Genomic DNA, 18,883 nt, shown 5'->3' with positions numbered 1-18,883 from the left:
AGTGCCGGCCGGTCAAGACTGACCAGCCGGCACTTGTCTAGCATCACGAACCACTCTAGGAGGAACTTTGTCATCGATGACAGTTCAGTCCGAGGTGAGCAAGGAAAGGCAGCGCCGCCGCCAAGAGCTTCGTAAGAAGGACTCGCATGCGACCAACTGGTCGGCTGGCTTCGCCGTCAAGCTTGTTCTTATGGCATTGGTCAATGCCCTCGGCGTATATATTATTTTCACCGCGTATTCGCTGGGCTCGTGGGTTATCGGTACCCTCATGCTCATCCTTCTCTTGGCCGTTGATTGGGTGTACTTCTCCAAGCGCACACTTGCCCTGAAGTACCTCGCCCCGGGCCTCGTCTTCCTGCTGGTCTTCCAGGCGTTCACGATCGTCTACACCGGCTACATCGCGTTCACCAACTACGGCCATCAGCACACGCTCGATAAGGCCCAGGCTGTCAACGCGCTCGTCGTTCAGAATTCCTTCAAGCGGGTCGAAGGATCGCCGCAGTATCCGCTCGCGCTCGTAGAGAAGGATGGTGAACTCGGCTTTGCCGTCATTGACGACGGCAAGATCAAGGTCGGTAGCGCTGACACTCCGTTGGCTCAGGTCGATGGCAAGATCGAAGGCAACCGTATCGCGTCGGTCGAGGGCTGGAAGACTCTTCCTGCATCTAGCCTGGCGTCGCGGCAGAAGGAGATCATTGATCTGCGCGTGCCGCTCAGCGGCGACCCGGAGGATGGTTCGATCGGAACTCAGACGGGTACGACGGCCTTCCAGTTCACCTCGACGCTCAAGTACGACGAAGCCGCTGACACCATGACCAACACCGAGACCGGCAAGGTCTACAAGGCCAACGGGGACACGGGCTTCTTCGAGGCCGAGGACGGCTCGACTCTTCCGGTGGGCTGGCGCGTCGGCGTCGGGTTCGACAACTTCATCAAGGGCTTCTCTGACGGGCGCTACTCGCAGCCGTTCTTCCAGGTCCTGCTGTGGAACGTCGCCTTCGCATTCTTTTCCGTGCTGACCACCTTCCTGCTCGGCATGATCCTCGCTATCGTCATGAATGACGACCGTATGAAGGGCCGCAAGATCTATCGAACGATCATGCTGCTGCCCTACGCGTTCCCCTCATTCATGACAGCCTTCCTCTTCGCGGGCCTCATGAACGCCAAGTATGGCTTCTTCAATGAGCTTCTTGGCGCCGCCATTCCGTGGCTGACCGACCCGACGATGGCGAAGGTCTCCGTGATCCTGGTGAACCTGTGGATGGGCTTCCCCTACATGTTCCTCATCGTGACGGGTGCCCTGCAGTCGATTCCCGGTGACCTCGTCGAGGCGGCCAAGATCGACGGCGCGAACACCTTCCAGGTGTGGCGCAACGTCACTTTCCCTCAGCTCATGATCGCCTTGACACCGCTTCTCATCTCCTCCTTCGCCTTCAACTTCAACAACTTCAACCTGATTTACATGTTGAATGGGGGAGGCCCCTCGATGACGGACGCCTCAGTGCCGGTGGGCCACACCGACATCCTCATTTCGATGGTGTACAAGATCGCAGGCCTGACTGGTGAAGCACTGCCGAACTACGGTTTGGCTGCCGCGATGTCCCTCGTGATCTTCCTGATCGTCGGCGGCGTATCGCTGTACTCGTTCAAGAAGTCGAACTCGCTGGAAGGACTGAGCTAAATGACTGAGCATACTGCAATGGCACAGCCCGCAGCCGGGCAGCTTCAGGTCGCTGAGAACAAGATGGGTTTCGGGCGTTGGTTCCGTGAGCTAGGCTTCCGCCACGTCGTCGGCATGCTTGCCGTGGTCTACGCGGCCTTCCCGATCGTCTACATCGTCTCGGCGGCACTCAACCCGAACATCTCGACCACCCTGACGGGCGCAAACGCGCTCTTTTCCGACGTCTCATTTGAGAACTTCAGCGAGCTGTCCGACACCATGTTCTGGACGTGGCTGAAGAACACCCTCATCATCGGCGTCGCGACGTCGATCGGTACGGTGCTCATGGGTGCGGCGGCGGCGTACGCATTCTCGCGTTACCGCTTCCAGGGCCGCAAGGTCACCCTGATGTCCCTCATGATCATCCAGATGTTCCCGCAGCTGCTGACCTTCGTCGCGATCTTCCTCCTCCTGACCACCCTCGGCGATATCATCCCGTGGCTGGGCATCGATTCGAAGATCGCTCTGATCGCGGTCTACTGGGGCGGCGCTCTGGGAGCTAACACTTTCCTCATGTACGGCTTCTTCAACTCCATCCCGATGGAGCTCGATGAGGCCGCCAAGATCGACGGCGCCTCGCACTCGCAGATCTACTGGACGATCGTCATGCCGCTGGTCATCCCGATCCTCGCGGTCGTCGGCCTGCTGTCCTTCATCTCCGCGTTCAACGACTTCATTCTTTCTCGAACCATTTTGACGAGCCAGAATAACTGGACGTTGGCAGTGGGCATGAACCTTTGGGTCGGAGGAAACGAAAAGCACTGGGAGTGGTTCACAGCCGGCTCCATCATTTCGGCATTGCCGATTCTGCTTCTCTTCCTCTTCCTGCAGAAGTACATCGTCTCCGGTCTGACCGGAGGTGCTGTCAAGGGATAAGGTTGATTCTTTCCTCGCCTTAACCCGGTTCCGCCCCGCGCATTGCGCGGGGCGGAACTTTTTAGTTTTCGATGGAGGGATCGGCGAGCCTGATTCCTTGGATGCGTGGCTCGCCCTGAGTGTCGGGGTAGGTGGAGATGCTGTGGAAAGCGTAGGTGTTGGGGTAGTAGTAGGTGATCCAGTCACCTTTCCCGCCGAATGAGTCTTGGTTGACGGCGTTCTCCTTCGGGTCCCCGAAGCGCTCGATAAACTCCGACATCGGCATTCCCAGGTAAAGCCCGATGTTGCTGTGGAGGACGTCCTTGTATTTCTCCGGGGTCGAGGGGAAGTCCGGCGAGGAGATTTCGACGTCGAGCGTGTTGATCTTCAAATCGCCTTGGAGCAAAGTGGCATTCGGATCGGTGCGCACACCCATGAGCCTGAAAGACAGCTCGGGCATGCTGCGCGAGCGAAGGCCGAGATTGACGTTGAGGCGTTCAGTGGATTCCGTGTCCAATAGCTGGTTAAGGTCCGCGTCGTCAACGGGGTCATACTCGAGGTCATGTTCCTCGATGAACGCCCGAATCGGACCGCCAAGGCGCACCTCCTTGCCGTGGACCTCGAAGTGGGTAGCCGTGGCCAACGGAGAAGCGTCCGCACGCGGTGTCGTCTCACCGCGCGTCGTCTCGCCAGGCGTGGCGCTCATTGAACTGGCGGCAGAGGTTTGCGCCGCGGGGCCAGGAGCGTCGGCCGAGCATGCAGCTAATCCCAGCGTGATGAGGGCGAGCGCCGCCCACTTGTGTGCTTTCATCTCATGTCCTTCATATTCCAGCGACTAGCGCGCACGTGCCCCAATTTTATCGTGTTTGCCAGCATCGGCGGGCCGCATGTCGGGGAGGACTTCCCGTAGCGATATGGCCATTTTCGCCCGGGTCTGCGGGCCACCTCGCTATACGCGCAATTACGCACAACTATAGGAGAGCGCCATGGAAAAGGCATCGCCGCTTTTTTCTTCTGATCGTGGGCTTCTTGACCGGCTGCTCCGGCGCCGGCGAGAGCGCGGAGGTTTCGCATTCGGCAGAGGAATCGCAAGTAGAGCAGTCCGCCGAGGACTCTGACGACATGGAGGACGATGAGGCGGACCAAGGCAGGGCCGAGGAAGAGATCATCGCCGACCTCAAGCTCGTGCCTGGTACACCGGCCGTCGCCACCACGGGAAAGATTGCCGTGGCAGGAACTAACATGACCATGCCGATTCCGTTACTGGAATTCGTCAATAAGTTCTGCAATTTCCCAGACCAAGTTGAAGGAAAGGGGACGTTGGAGGAGCACCTCAACTCCACGGATCTGACCGCAGCAGAAGAGAAATTTACGTGTGAGTCGAAGGCCATGCGAGGAATTAAGGCTGAGGTGGTCGCCGAGCCGGTCGGCAAGAAGACGGACGTCAAGCCCAAGGACCTCGCTATCACCAACGCCTTCTTCTGGCTCGAGAACCCATTCGCTGCGGGCTTCGAGAACTTCAAGGACGCGATCGGCGAAGATAACGGGCTCTACATTGGCATGCCCTTCTCGCAGTTCCAAGAAAAATTCGGGGACCCGTTACAGACCGGCGCACGGTGGGCCGAGGGTATCGATACCTATCGGGTGTTGCGTTACGCCACGGTCGGTGGCCGGAACCTCAACGCCTTCTATTTTGAGCGTAAGGATCCTGCAGACGAGTTCCTTCTATCAGGAGTTGAGCTTCAGTACTATCCTGAGGCGATCTCGAAGCACATGAAATAAAGTGATGGCGTCCCGGGTGGGGCGCCATCACTGTTGTTGAGTGAGTTACTTCTGCGGTGTCAGGTATACGACGCCGTAGGGCGGTAGCTGCATGATCGCGGACTGAGCACGCCCGGCCCACTCAACGGCCTCGGTCTGTACCTGGCCGAGGTTGCCCACGCCCGAGCCGCCGTACTCGACGGCGTCGGTGTTGAGCACTTCCTCCCATACGCCCGCGGTGGGCAGACCGATTCGGTAGTCGTTGTGGGGGATGCCGGAGAAGTTGCAGATTGCCGCCACCATGTCTTCCCCGTCTGCGGACTTGCGAAGGTATGCCAGCACGTTGTGGTCGGAGTCGTTGACTTCGAGCCATTCGAAGCCGTGGTTGGTGAAGTCGTCGCTCCACAATGCGGGGTGCTCGGTGTAAATCTCGTTGAGGCGCTTGACGCACGTCATCACGCCGTCGTGGCCAGGGTTATCGGTGAGCCACCAGTCAAGGCCCTTGCCGGAGTTCCATTCGTCGATTTGAGCGAATTCTTGCCCCATAAACAACAGTTTCTTACCCGGGTGGGACCACTGGTAGGCGAGCAGGAGACGAACGCCGGCTAGCTTCTGCCAGTGGTCGCCGGGCATCTTCGAGTAGAGGGAGCCCTTGCCGTGCACGACCTCGTCGTGGGAGAGCGGCAACAGGAAGTGCTCGGAGAAGGCATACACGAGGGAGAACGTGAGTTCTCCGTGGTGCCACTTGCGGTTGACCGGCTTTTCCTCCATGTAACGCAGAGTGTCGTTCATCCACCCCATGTTCCACTTCAGACCGTAGCCGAGGCCACCGTTCTCGGTCATGCCAGTCACGCCGCCCCAGGAGGTGGACTCCTCAGCGATCATCATGATGCCGGGGTGGTTGCGGTACGCCGTGGCGTTGGCCTCTTGGATGAAGGAGATGGCCTCCAGGTTCTCGCGCCCACCGTAGATGTTGGGCTGCCACTGGCCTTCCTGACGTGAGTAGTCGAGGTAAAGCATGGATGCGACGGCGTCCACGCGCAGGCCGTCCACGTGGAACTCTTCCATCCAGAACAAGGCGTTGGCGACGAGAAAGTTGCGCACCTCGCGACGGCCGAAGTTGAACACGTATGTTCCCCAGTCCGGCTGTTCGCCGCGCAACGGATTGGGATCTTCGTAGAGCGGAGTACCATCGAAACGAGCCAACGCCCATTCGTCCTTGGGGAAGTGGGCCGGAACCCAGTCCATGATGACGCCGATGCCAGCCTTGTGAAGCTCGTTGATGAGGTAGCGCAGATCGTCCGGTGTGCCGAAGCGGGCGGTGGGTGCGTAGTATGAGGTGACTTGGTAGCCCCACGAGGGCCCGAAGGGGTGCTCGGCCAGCGGCATGAACTCCACGTGGGTGAATCCCATGTACTTCACGTGCCCGATGAGCTGCTCGGCCGCCTCGCGGTAGGACAGCCCGTTGCGCCACGAGCCGAGGTGAAGCTCGTAGACGGACACCGGGCCGGAGTGTGGATCGGTCCCAGCACGCTTGTCCATCCACTCCTCGTCGTCCCATTCGAAGTGAGACTTGGTGATGATGGAGGCTGTCGACGGCGGAGCCTCCGTGCGCCGCGTCATCGGATCGGCCTTTTGGTGCCAGCTGCCGTCCGCGTACTGGATCTCGTACTTGTAGCGATGCCCGTCCTGGGCTCCTGGGATGAACAGCTCCCAGATGCCGGAGGTACCCATGGTGCGCATCGTGGAGGAGATGCCGCTCCACGAATTAAAGTCTCCGATCACACGCACGGCTCGAGCGTTGGGTGCCCACACCGTGAAGCTGGTGCCCTCGACGACGCCCATCGGAGTATCGTAGCTGCGCACATGTGCGCCCAGCGCCTTCCACAGCTGCTCATGGCGTCCCTCGGAGAAGAGGTAGCGATCGACTTCACCGATCGTGGGAAGAAAACGGTAGCCGTCGTCGGTCGTCGCCTCGAAATCACCGTAGGTGGCGCGCACCTGGTAGGTCGGAATCTCTTGGCCGGGAAGGACTGCCACCCACACGCCGTTCCATTCGTGAACCGCGGGGTATTCGGCGTCGGGGGTCACGATCGTGACCGTGTCGGCTAGCTGGCGGCTGACACGAATAGTGACGTTCGTGCCATCGCTGTGGGGGCCTAGGACATCGTGTGGGGAATGGTATGCGCCATTGGACACGGCATCTAGTACGTCGTGATTGACAGACATCGGTACGGGTTCAGTCATGTCGGGTTTCCTTTTTTGTGCGCGGGTTATATTGAGACTTATTCTACGCTGGTTTGTTATTTTCGATCGCTTATCAACCGAATTACCCCACGGAGCGGGAGCTGTACCCAAGAGGGCCGGCTAGCCGTCTCATAGCTGACCTCGTAGAGGGCCTTGTCGAGGATAAGTGCCGAAAGTAGGCGGTTTTGGTGGGCGTCAAGCTCGCCGTAGCCTGCCACGTAGGCGACCTTGGCCGCGGCGGTCCATGCGTCGATCTGGTCGGAGCCGGCGCCGGCGAGCAACGCCGATCCGCCGGCGTAGTCGAACGAACGAAGCATGCCGGCCACATCCCGCAGGGCGAGGTCCGGGTGAACGCGTTCGCTCAGCGGGCGAAGTGGCTCGCCTTCGAAATCGAGGGCCACCCATCCGCGTTCGGGCACGTGCAACACCTGGCCGAGGTGAAAGTCGCCGTGGATGCGCTGGAGGTGGGGCCAGGGTACGTCGAGGGCCGAGGTGAAGACGCGCTCGATGTCGGCGCGATATTCTTCCAACTCGGGAGCGTCCGCGATCGCCTTCTCGGCGCGCTCTCGCCACTGCTTGACGAGCTCTTCGCGTAGCTGATCCGTTGCCGGGAGCGTGGGGAAGGCTGTCGCCAGCTCGTCGTGGATGCCGCGTGTGAGCGCGCCCAGAGCCTCAATCTGCGACCGTTGCGTGAACGACGCCGTCCGGGCCAGCTCGTCAGTGATCACCTGCCACGCGTCGGTGGCGCCGACCAAGAACTCTTGGGCCACGAGCACGTCGGTGTGTTTGCCATCCCACCGGCCACTGACGGACCCGTACTGGCGGGGGACAGCCCGCGAGCCGGCGCCGTCGAGCGCCTGCTGCAACTCCACGTCCGGATTGGACCCGTCTGAGAGCACGCGAAAGACCTTGAGGATGATGCCCGCGGCGCCGTCGTCGGGCTCGGCGAACCTGTAGATAATCGAGGTGTTGGACTGTTCTGAGGTCAGCTTGCGCGCCTCGGCGATGGGTGACGCTTCGCGTGTGGGATGCGAGGTGAGCGTTAGCCCTCCGGCACCGGGCGCCGGGGTGGCGAACGCCGCCGCGAGGAGGGCGCGCTGGCCATCGGCGTCGTCGGTGGCGTCAAAGACGGCGACGCCGCTTCCGTGCGGCTTGAACGTGAGCGGGACGCTAAAGGTCAGCCCGCCCGCGTCCACGAGGTAGATGGCGGTGCGGATGCCGGCGTTCTCGGCAAGGAGGGCGTGGGCGCCGATACGGAAGTCGGCGTTGGCCTTGCCTGTGAACCAACGTGCGCGGGGCATCCATTGACGAAGGAGGCCGGTGACTTCGGCGTTCTCGACACGCGTGACGACTCCGATCATGCGCTCGCTCCCTCGATGGGCGCCGGTGTTCCCGATCCCGGCCGTGTCAGTTCAAGCCAGAAGAAATCGCGTGAGCCGAGCGTCATGGAGTAGGTCCCGTCCTTGCCCACGGATGGGAAGCCTGCGCCGCCGAACACGTCGCGTGCCTCCCACTGCGCGTACTCGGGGAGCGAGATCTGAGCGGCTCGTGCCGTGTTGGCCATGTTCATCACGCACAGCATCACCTGATTTTCGTTAGCGCGGGTGAATGCCAGCACGGCCTCGTTGTTCGCTTCGCGCAGGGTGAAGTCGCCGTCGCCGAGCACCGGATACTCGCGGCGAATCATGAGGATGCCACGCATCCAGTGGAGCAACGACGCCGGCTGGGCAAGCTGCGCCTCGACGTTGATCGCCTGATAGTGGTAGACGAGCGATTGGATCGTGGGTAGGTAGAGCTTGCCCGGGTCGGCGGTGGAGAAGCCCGCGTTACGGTCTGGGGTCCACTGCATGGGTGCACGGACCGAGTCGCGGTCGGGCAACCAGATGTTGTCCCCCATCCCAATCTCATCGCCGTAGTAGAGGCACGGTGAACCGGGCAGCGACAGAAGGAGGGCGTTGGCCAGCTCGAGCTCCGCCCGCGAGTTACCGAGGAGCGGCGCCAGACGACGCCGGATTCCTACGTTCGCACGCATCCGCGGGTCCTCGGCATACCAGCCATACATTTTGGCACGTTCTTCCGTGGAGACCATCTCGAGGGTGAGCTCGTCGTGATTACGCAGGAAGGTGCCCCATTGAGTGCCTGCCGGGATATCTGGGGTAGCGTGCAAGATGTCGCGGATCGCGGTGGCCCGCTGGTCACGCAACGCGTAGTAGATGCGTGGCATGACGGGGAAGTGGAAGCACATCTGGCATTCGGGATCTTCCTCGCTACCAAAGTACTCCACCACGTCCTGCGGCCACTGATTGGCCTCCGCCAGCATGATCTTGCCCGGGAACTCGGTCTCCAGCATCTCGCGTAATTCGGCAAGGAATGCGTGGGTTTGGGGTAGGTTCTCGCAGTTGGTGCCCTCTTCTTCGAAAAGATAGGGGACGGCGTCGAGCCTGAAGCCGTCGATGCCAAGCTGGGCCCAGAAGCGGACCACGTCCTTGATTGCCTCACGTACCTTCGGATTTTCGTAGTTCAAATCGGGCTGGTGGGAGAAGAAGCGGTGCCAGAAATATTGGCGGCGCACCGGATCGAAGGTCCAGTTGCTCGCCTCGGTGTCGATGAAAATGATGCGCGCGTCGGCATAGTCGGCGTCATCGTCGCGCCAGACGTAGAAGTCTCCAAAGGGGCCGTCCGGGTTCGACCGTGAGGATTGGAACCACGGGTGCTGATCGGAGGTGTGGTTGACGACGAGGTCGATAATGATACGGATTCCCCGCTTGTGGGCCTCCTCAATCAGCTCCCCGAATTCTTCGATCGTGCCGTATTCCGGGGAAATCGCGGTGAAGTTGGCGACGTCGTAGCCCCCGTCTCGCATGGGAGAGGGGTAGAAGGGTGGGATCCACAGACAATCGACGCCGAGCCACTGGAGGTAATCCAAGTGATTGATCAGGCCCCGCAGATCGCCGAGGCCCGTGCCGTTCGAATCACCGAATGCGCGTAGGAGTACCTCGTAGAAGACGGCCGTCTTGAACCAGTCCGGGTTGTCATCCAAACCGGGGAAGTGGTCGGTCTCGGAAGAAAAGAATGCGTTCGAAATCTGGGTCACATAAGGCCTTTGTTAGTAAACTTTCACGGAAAGAATGTGAGCCGGTTGCCCATGGGGATTGAGGCTGACGTAGGGGCGGTCATTCCAATAGAAGGTTTCGCCGGTGAGCTCGTCAAAGACCTCAATTGCGGGGGAGCCATCCCACCGAGCAGAGGTGCCAAAGGCCGACAGATCGAGCTCAATCTGCCCCGCGTGGGTCTCATACGGGTTGAGGTTAACGACGACGATGACCATGTCCACGGATCCGTCTGGCGATTCTTCGGGCCGTGTGACCTTGGTGAAGCACAAGATGTTGTCATTGGTCGTGGGGTTAATGGTGATGTTGCGCAGGCGACGGAGGGCCAAATGGCGGGAGCGGATGTCGTTGAGCTTGGTCAGCAGACTCGAGATACCAAGCGCTTGGCCGGCCTGCCAATCGCGGTTCTTGTATTGGTACTTTTCGTTGTCGATCTGCTCCTCGGCGCCAGGGCGCGCCACGTTTTCCACAAGTTCGTAGCCGTTGTAAATTCCCCAGGTTGGCGAGCCTGTCGCCGCAAGTATCGCGCGGATTGCGAAGGCGGGCACCCCGCCTCGTTGCATGTAGGGGGTGAGGATGTCGTGCGTCGTCGGCCAGAACGCCGGGCGCACGCGCGCGTCAGAATCGTGGGAGAGCTCCCATAGGTATTCCTCGAGCTCCTTCTTATCGTTACGCCACGCAAAGTAGTTGTAGGACTGGTGGAAGCCCACTGCGCCCAACGCCTGAAGCATGGGAGGCTTCGTGAAAGCTTCGGCCAAGAAGATGACATCGGGGTGAAGCTCGCGGAATTCTGCCAGCAGGCGCTGCCAGAAGGAAACCGGCTTGGTGTGCGGGTTATCGACGCGGAAGAGGGTGACGCCGTGGCTCACCCACAGCTCAAGGATCCGCTTGATCTCCTGGTAGATCCCCTCAGGGTCATTATCGAAGTTGAGCGGGTAGATGTCCTGATACTTCTTGGGCGGGTTTTCGGCGTAAGCGATCGTTCCATCCGCACGGGTGGTAAACCATTCCGGGTGCTCGGTGATCCAGGGGTGGTCGGGGGAGCACTGCAAAGCGATGTCGAGCGCCACTTCCATCCCGAGCTCGCGCGCGCGAGCGACGAACGCGTCAAAATCCTCAAACGTGCCGAGGTCCGGGTGAATTGCATCGTGGCCGCCCGAGGCCGACCCGATTGCGTACGGAGACCCTGGATCTTCCGGCGTTGAATCGAGTGTGTTGTTACGACCCTTCTTATTCGTTTCCCCGATGGGATGGATCGGAGTCAGATAAATGACGTCGAATCCCATCGCCGCGATGCGATCGAGACCCTCGGCCGCCGTCTTTAACGTCCCCGATACCCACGTCTTGCTTGCATCGTCAAAATAGCAGCCGATGGAGCGTGGGAAGATTTCATACCAGGACCCGACGAGCGCTCGCTCACGATCCACATTGACCTTATACCGCGGGGACTCAGTGACCATGTCGCGCAACGGGTAGGTGTCCAGCGCGCGGCGAACATCGTCGGAAGTGGCGGCTGCGAAACGCAGATTGGTGGACACGCGCTTGCGCTTGATCACCGAGATCGCGTCACGGAGGATCGCGCGTTCTTCGGTAGACGTTGGCATGTTCTTCATCGCGCGGGTGAGTAGTCGCTCTCCTTCAAGGAAGACGAGCTCTACGTCAACGCCGGCGTTCAGCTTGATCTCGGCGTCGTGATACCAGGTCGCCATCGGATCGGACCATGCGCGTACGAAGAACTCCCATTGGCCCGAACTTGTTGGGGTGAGCCATCCCTTGTAGATGTTGAGGCCAGGGTGGGAATCGAACATGATTGATTCCTGTATCTCCTTGCCCTGGGGGTCAACGAGGACCGCGGCGGCGCCGAACTGATCGTGGCCCTCACGGAAGACGGTGGCCGTGACGGGGAAGGCTTCGTTAACGGTTCCTTTTGCAGGCCACGCACCGTTGTGGAGCACGGGCGAGACGCCGACAATCGGGATACGGCCAACCGGAGTCAACGACGCCGTCGCGTTCGCCGCTGACGCGCGGCTCTTGCGTGTCGACTGCTTCTTGGGTGCAGGCTTCTTCGCATTACTCTTAGCGGCCTTGGTCGCGGGCTTTGCCACTGGCGAGGTTAGAGGGGCGGTGGGCTTGGCGGAATCGTTGGTAGTCACGCTGACAATTCTATGTCAAAGCGCACAGCATTACCGCCGAGATCAGCCAATACCGAAAACTTAGACGTGGGTGCGCATGACGGTGACAGGATCTCGATAGGCGGCAATCACGCCAGGGATGAGCGCAGCAAGGACGGCGGCCGCGATCGTCAAGACAATCGTTGCGGCGGTGAAACGGGCGGGAACGGCCACTGCCTGGAGGGCCAGAACAAGGTGAGCGCAGATAGCTCCGAGGAAAGCGCCGATGATTGCTGAGTAGGCTACCCGGAGTTCAATGAAGGCCACGAGATTGGTGCGTGTGATTCCGAGTGTGCGGCGACGTCCGAGGTCGCGGGCGTGGAGAAGCACATCAGCAAAGACGACGCCGAAGATGACGAGCAGTCCACCACCGATCGTCTGTGCGATCTGGGCAGTTCCGGAGGATCGCAAGACGGACATGAGCTTGAGTGAATCGGCTGCGGAGGCAGCGGCTGAGTTCTTGGTGATGTCTAGGCCAGGATGTTCGCCGATGACACGAGAGACTGCGCTTTCCATGTTCGGTAGGGTCGCCAGGTTAGGGGCAAGAACGTGGAGGCGGGCATAAGCGGGCACCTCATCGGTGACAATGACGTAGTCGTTCAGATCGCCGAAGGGGATATCGCTTCAAATGTTCCAACGATTGGCCACTGTTGTCCGACACCGGATTCGACATATCCAATGCCGTCCACGAGGCGGAGCTTGTCTTTAGCACGTAGCCCTACGATTGACTCTCCATGCGTGGGAAGGCGACCCGAGGTTAGGCGCACTGCCGAGCTGATATCGCCTGTCAAGCCTTTCTTCTTCGAGGGGCGAGCACACAAAGGACAAAGACGAGCGTTGAGACTTAACTTCTTCACATACTGCACGTACTCGCCGCGATGTCAAGGAAGCAAGCATATTAAGCCCGAAAACCATAAGGACCGCGACTTTTCCTTGAAATAACAACAAGAAACCCGAACTTAAGACCCACTTCCTGACGCTTAGCCCGCAGATTCTCCCAGCCTTCCAGGCGCACATGTCACTCGCGGCTTTTGCGGGCCCAATTCGAGGTGTCAGCATGCAGACCTCTGTCACTACAGCGGTGGATATCCTTGTCTAGAAGCAAGAAAGTGGGGGTGTTAGCCTGGCGATTCCAGGCTAACACCCCCGGCGTCTATGCTCCCTTAGATCTTCTGAGCTTCAATCTTCCACACCTCGCGCGCGTAGTCGCGGATAGTGCGATCGGAGGAGAAACGGCCAGACTCGATGATGTTCTTCAAACACATCGCGGCCCAATGGCGGCGATCTGCGAAGTAATCGGCAGCCACCCTGTCACGGGTTGCGCGGTACGAGGCGAAATCGCCAAGGACATAGTACTCGTCCGAGCCACCCCATTCGCCGAGCAACGAGTTGTGCAGGTCATGGAAAAGGCCGGTGCCGGCGTCGTCGAGCGTGCCATCGACAAGCGCATCCATCACTCGCTGCAGGCCAGGGACCTCGGCGGCGGTGCGACGCGGATCGTAGGTCTTGCGCAGCTCGGGCAACTCGTCTTCCTGAGCGCCGAAGATGTAGGCGTTCTCGTTGCCGACCGCATCAACGATCTCCACATTCGCCCCGTCCATCGTGCCCAGAGTCAACGCGCCGTTCATCATGAACTTCATGTTGCCCGTGCCCGAAGCCTCCTTGCCGGCAGTGGAAATCTGCTCGGAGACGTCCGTGGCAGGAATGATGTGCTCCGCGGGGGAGACGTTGTAGTTCTCCACGAAGACGACCTTGAGGCGGCCGGCCACGTCGGCGTCGTTATTAATCAGCTCACCGATGGTGTTGATCAGCTTGATGATCGCCTTGGCACGAACATAACCAGGTGCTGCCTTCGCGCCAAAAATGAAGACGCGCGGGGGCACCTCCATCGATGGGTTTTCCTTGATCTGGAAGTAGAGATCAAGGATGTACAGGGCGTTGAGCAACTGGCGCTTGTACTCGTGCAGGCGCTTGATCTGAGTGTCGAAAACGGCCTCCGGATTCACGTCAATGCCCTGGCGGTTCTTGATCCACGCGGCGAAATCGACCTTGTTGGCGTGCTTGATGGCATTGAGACGATCGAGCACGTCGGCGTCGTTGAGATAGCCCTCAAGATTCTTGAGCAGGTCGAGGTCGCGAACCCAGGCGTCGGAACCGAGCAACTCGGTTAAGAGAGCCGACAGGCGCGGATTGCACTGGTCGAGCCAACGGCGCGGCGTCACCCCGTTGGTCTTGTTGTTAAACTTTTCCGGCCACACGTCGTGCCAATCCTTGAGCGTGTCCGCCTTGATGATCTCCGTGTGCAGGGCAGCCACGCCATTGATCGAGAAGGCGGCGTAGCAGGCAATCCACGCCATTCGGATGCGGTTGCCCGAGACGGGGGCCATGTAGTCGATTTTGCCCTGGTCATAGCCCGCTGCGGCCATCTCCTCACGGAAGCGCCGATCGATCTCAAAAATAATCTCACGAATGCGCGGGAAGAGGCGATCAAAGATCGAAATCTCCCATGTTTCCAACGCCTCGGCCAGAACGGTGTGGTTGGTGTAGGCGAAGGTGCCCTGGACGATCTTCCACGCCTCATCCCAACCGAAACCGTGCTCATCCATGAGGATTCGCATCAACTCCGGAATGGCAAGGACCGGGTGGGTATCGTTGAGCTGGATCGAGTTGAAAGCCGCGAAGTCCTTCAGGGAACCACGCTGGGCGATCTCATTGTCCACGATCTGCTGGAGAGACGCCGAGCAGAAGAAGTACTGCTGGCGCACGCGAAGCACCTTACCTTCGAAGGAAGAATCGTTGGGGTAGAGCACACGAGAAATGTCGTTGACCCGCTCGCGCTCCACGATCGCGCCCGTGAAGTCTTGGGAATTAAAAGCGTTGTAATCGAACTCGGCCATCGGCTCAGCCTTCCACAGGCGAAGCGTACCCACGTTGTCCGTTCCATATCCGGTGATCGGCATGTCATAAGGAATCGCGCGGACCTTGAGATCGGCGTACTCGATGAGCTTCTGGTTCTCCTCGCGGCGGATGACGAACGGGTAGCCTTCCTCCATCCATGGATCTGGCTCTTCGCGCTGGTTGCCGTTTTCAAAGAACTGCTTGAACAGGCCGTAACGGTAGAGGATGCCGTAGCCACGAACCGGCAGGTCCTGAGTTGCCGACGAATCGAGGAAACAAGCCGCCAGACGGCCAAGGCCACCGTTACCCAGAGCGGCATCATGCTCTTCTTCAAGGACATTGCTCAGATCCTGGCCAAATTCGGCCAGGGCCTTCGTCGCGTCCTCAATCATGCCTAAATTATTGAGGTTGTTGAGCAACGCGCGGCCCATGAGGAACTCGGCCGAGAAGTAGTGCTGCATACGTGAGGCGTTGTAGCGCTCTTCGGTCTTCTGCCAGTTTTCAGCCAAGTGATCGACGACGGCGGCAGCAGTGCCCTGCCAGTACTCCATCGGCGTGGCGGAGCTAGCGTTCTTGCCGGAGAAGGCGCGAACTTGGCCCGCGATAGCTGTAGTCAAATCTGCGTGAGTCATGAAACCCCTTTATCAAGCGTGGAAGACCACGATACTTAACTCTCTTCAAGGATACCTAGGGAAAATAGGCGGCAAAACCATTGACCACCTCATGCAAGAAATCCTTAGTAGCTCATCCCGAAAGCGGCGTGTACTTCGGCCAGCGTCTGTGCGGCTTGTTCGCGTGCTTTCGCCACTCCACGGGCTAGGACCGATTCGAGGTAAGCCGGATCGTTTGCAAGTTCGATACGGCGGGCTCGCAAAGGTGCAAGGTGTTCGTTGAGGGCCTCGGTGACGACCTTCTTCAGCGTTCCACCGCCGCCGTTGCCGATCTCCTGCGCAATCTCGCGCGGATCGCTCCCTGTGGCGAGCCCGGCAAGGAGGAGAAGGTTGGAGACCTCGGGGCGGTTGTCCGGATCGTAGGTGATGAAACGTTCGGAGTCGGTCACGGCCTTCTTGATCAGCTTGGCGGTTTCATCCTCGCTCATACGCAGCTCGATCGTGTTGTGGCGAGACTTGCTCATCTTCGTTCCGTCGAGACCGAGCACGGATTCGGCCTCCGATAGGAGTGCCTGCGGGCGCGGGAAGACCCGTTCGCTTCCCTTGTGGCCGTAGCGAGTCTCGAAGCGGTCAGCGATCACGCGGGCCTGTTCAAGGTGGGGGAGCTGGTCCTTACCCACGGGAACGAGGTTGGCCTTGCAGAAGAGAATGTCGGCGGCCTGGTGGACCGGGTAGGTCAGGAGCAGGCCGGACATCGGGCGGCCGCCGGTGGCGTCAAGTTCCGCCTTCACGGTGGGGTTGCGGCGCAGTTCGGCGTCGGTCACGAGCGAGAGGAACGGAAGCATGAGCTCGTTGAGCTCAGGGACTTGGCTGTGGGCAAAGATGGTTGTCTCGTCCGGGTCCATGCCGATAGCGAGGTAATCCGTGAGGAGGGAGTAGACCGAATCGCGGATGGAGCCCGTCTCGTCACGGTCGGTAATAACCTGATAGTCGGCGATAAGCAGCCACGTGTCGACCCCGCGCCGCTGAATTTCCACCCAGTTACGCAGGGCGCCAAAGTAGTGTCCGATGTGGAGGTTCCCGGTCGGGCGGGCGCCCGTCAGCACCCGAAACTGGGAAGGATCCTTGGTGATAGCTTCGTCGATCTTGGCGCTCACCGAACGAGCATGATCGAGCGAAGCGTCGGAAATATCGAAATTCGCGCTGTTATCAGTCATATCAACATCATAGGTGGCACCCGTGACGTTTCGAAAATGTCGACGCCGCCGCCCGGCTTCCGCGGAGCGCTTCGGCGAAAGCTACTGCGGGTTGGCAAAGAACAACGTGAGCGACAAGGGATCGACACGGGTGAGGGCGCCAGGGGCATACGTAGGGGTAGTGCGCCTGGGCCTGTCCCACGTCGAACACCACTCGAGGCGGAACGGCGTTCCGCGCCCCTGCGGGAGCTGAACCACGCGAGAATCGGGATGGCCGTTAATGACCAGGAGCGCGTCGGCGTCCTGCCCGAAGCCCGAACGTAGCGCCTGGACGAGGCGGACTCCTGGATCAAACCACTTGTAGTCGGGCATGAAAACGCCGGTGTGATCGAGCCAGGCGATGTCGGCAATCGCGTCCCCCTCGGCGTGGTTTCCGGTGTAGAAGCTCGTGGGCCGGAAGACGCGGTGATCGCGGCGAAGTCGCAAGAGATAGGAGACGGTCTCGAGCATGTTGCGCTGGTCGTCATCCAGATCCCAGTTGATCCATGAGATGTCATTGTTCTGGCAGTAGGCGTTATTGTTCCCACCCTGGGTCTTGAGGATTTCGTCGCCCGCCACGATCATGGGGGTGCCCACGGCGAAAATCAGTGAAGCGAACATGTTGCGCATCGACTGGCGGCGGGCGGAACAGATCTTCGGATCGTCGCTTGGTCCCTCAACGCCATGATTCCACGAACGGTTGTTGTCCGTGCCGTCACGGTTATCTTCGCCGTTGGCTTCGTTGTGCTTGTTGGAGTAGCTCACGAGGTCATTCATGGTGAAACCATCATGAGCGGTGATGAAGTTGACCGACGCATACACCCCACGGCCGCCAGGTATGCGACCGTGACCGAACAGGTCAGCTGAGCCGGCGATACGTGTGGCGAGATCGCGCTGATCGCCTCCTTGCCCACCGTGCATGATGGCGGCAGGTTCGGTGACCCAGAAGGAGCGCAGGGTGTCGCGGAAGCGGTCATTCCAATCGGCAGTCGGGGCGGGGAATTGGCCCGTTCGCCAGCCGCCATTGCCCACGTCCCACGGCTCGTTGATGAGCTTAACATTGGAAAGGACCGGGTCACTGGCCATCGCCACGTACAGCGGATGCATGTGGTTGAAGGAATCGCCCTCGCGGCCGAGCGTGACGGCAAGATCGAAACGGAAGCCATCCACGCCGATCTGCTCCACCCAGTAACGCAACGAGTCGAGAGTGAGAGAGATGACCGGCATGCGGCGAAAATCGAGGGAGTTTCCACAGCCGGTGGTATCGATCATCTGGCCAGGATGCTGGGCGTCGTGGCGGTAGTACATCGAGTTATCGAGACCACGCCACGACACGGTGGGGCCGGTTGGCCCTGCTTCGCATGTGTGGTTGTAAACGACGTCGAGAATGACCTCAATCCCGGCTTCGTGCAAGAGCTTGACCATGCCCTTGACCTCGTCGATGATCGCTTGCGGTCCGGCGGCGCGGCTCGAGGCCATTGCGTATGAAGGTTCGGGGGCAAAGAAGTTGAGAGTGTTGTAACCCCAATAGTTTTCTTTACCCTGCCTGGTCAAGAAGGGCTCGCTCATCTTTGCGTGGATGGGCAGGAACTCGATCGCCGTGACACCGAGTGACTTCAGGTGATTGATGGTGACCGGATGGGCGGCGCCGGCGTAGGTGCCACGCAGCTCTTCAGGGATGGCGTGAAGCTTCTTCGTCAGGCCCACGACGTGTGCTTCATAGATGACCGTTTGGTCCCACGGCACGTTGGGGCGGTACACCGAGGGGGTATGTTCTTCGATGACGACGCCGAGCGCCCCAACTTCCGCCGAGTCGCGTTGGTCAGCTTGGAACGTCGAATCTGGGTTCAGATCGGCGTCGACAACGTGAGAAAAGAGCGCGGGATGCAACTCGGGGGTGTGCGTAACTGCGCGCGCGTAGGGATCGAGGAGGAGCTTGGCCGGGTTGTGACGTAGCCCCTGATCGGGATCCCAGCGGCCGTGGACCCGATACCCGTAGGCCTGTCCGGCGCGGATACCGGGGATGTGGCCGGTCCAGATTCCGTGGTGGGATTTGCGCAGGCGGAATCGGCGTTCGGAGGTGTGGTATTCGGTGCGGTCAACAAAGCACACCTCGACGGCCGTCGCGTGAGCGGCCATGACCGCCACATCGACGCCCTGGGCGCTCAAGTGGGCGCCCAGGCGGACGGGACCCGAGACGGGGATGCTCGGTTCGGGTTCGCGCGCGATATAACGCGAAACTGGCCTTGTGGATAGCTGGGAAGTCACGGCATCT

Annotated in this window: 12 protein-coding genes; 3 read left to right on the top strand and 9 right to left on the bottom strand. The window is 60.1% G+C overall.

The window, feature by feature from the left end:
* Window positions 1-76: 76 nt before the first annotated feature.
* Window positions 77-1,681 (top strand): ABC transporter permease subunit, encoded by a 1,605-nt coding sequence (locus HLG82_RS07070; RefSeq protein ID WP_193326160.1) that lies wholly within the window; start codon window positions 77-79, stop codon window positions 1,679-1,681.
* Window positions 1,682-2,596 carry a sugar ABC transporter permease gene (locus HLG82_RS07065; RefSeq protein WP_193326159.1) on the top strand — a complete coding sequence of 305 codons (915 nt, stop codon included), beginning with the start codon at window positions 1,682-1,684 and terminating at the stop codon, window positions 2,594-2,596.
* 61 nt (window positions 2,597-2,657) lie between these two features.
* Here HLG82_RS07065 and HLG82_RS07060 read toward each other — a convergent pair whose 3' ends face one another.
* Window positions 2,658-3,386, bottom strand: coding sequence for a hypothetical protein (locus HLG82_RS07060; RefSeq protein ID WP_193326158.1), 729 nt, complete (start codon window positions 3,384-3,386; stop codon window positions 2,658-2,660).
* A gap of 209 nt (window positions 3,387-3,595) precedes the next feature.
* On the opposite strand from HLG82_RS07060, the gene HLG82_RS07055 reads away from it, so the two are divergent.
* Entirely contained in the window at window positions 3,596-4,357 is a 762-nt protein-coding gene (locus HLG82_RS07055) for a hypothetical protein (RefSeq protein ID WP_193326157.1), read from the top strand.
* Window positions 4,358-4,402: 45 nt separating this feature from the next.
* On the opposite strand, the gene glgB is transcribed toward HLG82_RS07055, so the two are convergent.
* The 8 genes from glgB to glgX all read right to left on the bottom strand — a co-directional run bounded on the left by glgB (window position 4,403) and on the right by glgX (window position 18,876).
* Window positions 4,403-6,583: a 1,4-alpha-glucan branching protein GlgB gene (glgB, locus tag HLG82_RS07050; RefSeq protein WP_193326156.1), complete on the bottom strand. Its 2,181-nt coding sequence runs from the start codon at window positions 6,581-6,583 to the stop codon at window positions 4,403-4,405.
* Window positions 6,584-6,639: 56 nt separating this feature from the next.
* Window positions 6,640-7,944 (bottom strand): phosphotransferase, encoded by a 1,305-nt coding sequence (locus tag HLG82_RS07045; protein ID WP_193326155.1) that lies wholly within the window; start codon window positions 7,942-7,944, stop codon window positions 6,640-6,642.
* Window positions 7,941-9,677 carry a maltose alpha-D-glucosyltransferase gene (treS, locus tag HLG82_RS07040; RefSeq protein ID WP_193326154.1) on the bottom strand — a complete coding sequence of 579 codons (1,737 nt, stop codon included), beginning with the start codon at window positions 9,675-9,677 and terminating at the stop codon, window positions 7,941-7,943. Before treS ends, HLG82_RS07045 begins: the two co-directional genes overlap by 4 nt.
* Before the next feature lie 12 nt (window positions 9,678-9,689).
* On the bottom strand, window positions 9,690-11,855 hold the full coding sequence (locus HLG82_RS07035; protein WP_193327761.1) for an alpha-1,4-glucan--maltose-1-phosphate maltosyltransferase: 2,166 nt from the start codon (window positions 11,853-11,855) through the stop codon (window positions 9,690-9,692).
* A gap of 51 nt (window positions 11,856-11,906) precedes the next feature.
* Complete coding sequence (locus tag HLG82_RS07030; RefSeq protein WP_193326153.1) at window positions 11,907-12,380, bottom strand: hypothetical protein; 474 nt, start codon at window positions 12,378-12,380, stop codon at window positions 11,907-11,909.
* A gap of 647 nt (window positions 12,381-13,027) precedes the next feature.
* Window positions 13,028-15,394: a glycogen/starch/alpha-glucan phosphorylase gene (locus tag HLG82_RS07025; protein ID WP_193326152.1), complete on the bottom strand. Its 2,367-nt coding sequence runs from the start codon at window positions 15,392-15,394 to the stop codon at window positions 13,028-13,030.
* Between the two features lie 104 nt (window positions 15,395-15,498).
* Window positions 15,499-16,590: a tryptophan--tRNA ligase gene (trpS, locus tag HLG82_RS07020; protein WP_193326151.1), complete on the bottom strand. Its 1,092-nt coding sequence runs from the start codon at window positions 16,588-16,590 to the stop codon at window positions 15,499-15,501.
* A gap of 81 nt (window positions 16,591-16,671) precedes the next feature.
* Window positions 16,672-18,876, bottom strand: coding sequence for a glycogen debranching protein GlgX (glgX, locus tag HLG82_RS07015; RefSeq protein WP_255313846.1), 2,205 nt, complete (start codon window positions 18,874-18,876; stop codon window positions 16,672-16,674).
* Between the last annotated feature and the right edge of the window lie 7 nt (window positions 18,877-18,883).

The sequence above is a fragment of the Trueperella pecoris genome, from assembly GCF_014926385.1.
In the GTDB taxonomy this organism is placed as follows: Bacteria; Actinomycetota; Actinomycetes; order Actinomycetales; family Actinomycetaceae; genus Trueperella; species Trueperella pecoris.
Note: the sequence above shows the minus strand (reverse complement) of the source record. Positions and strands in the feature narration are given on the sequence as shown.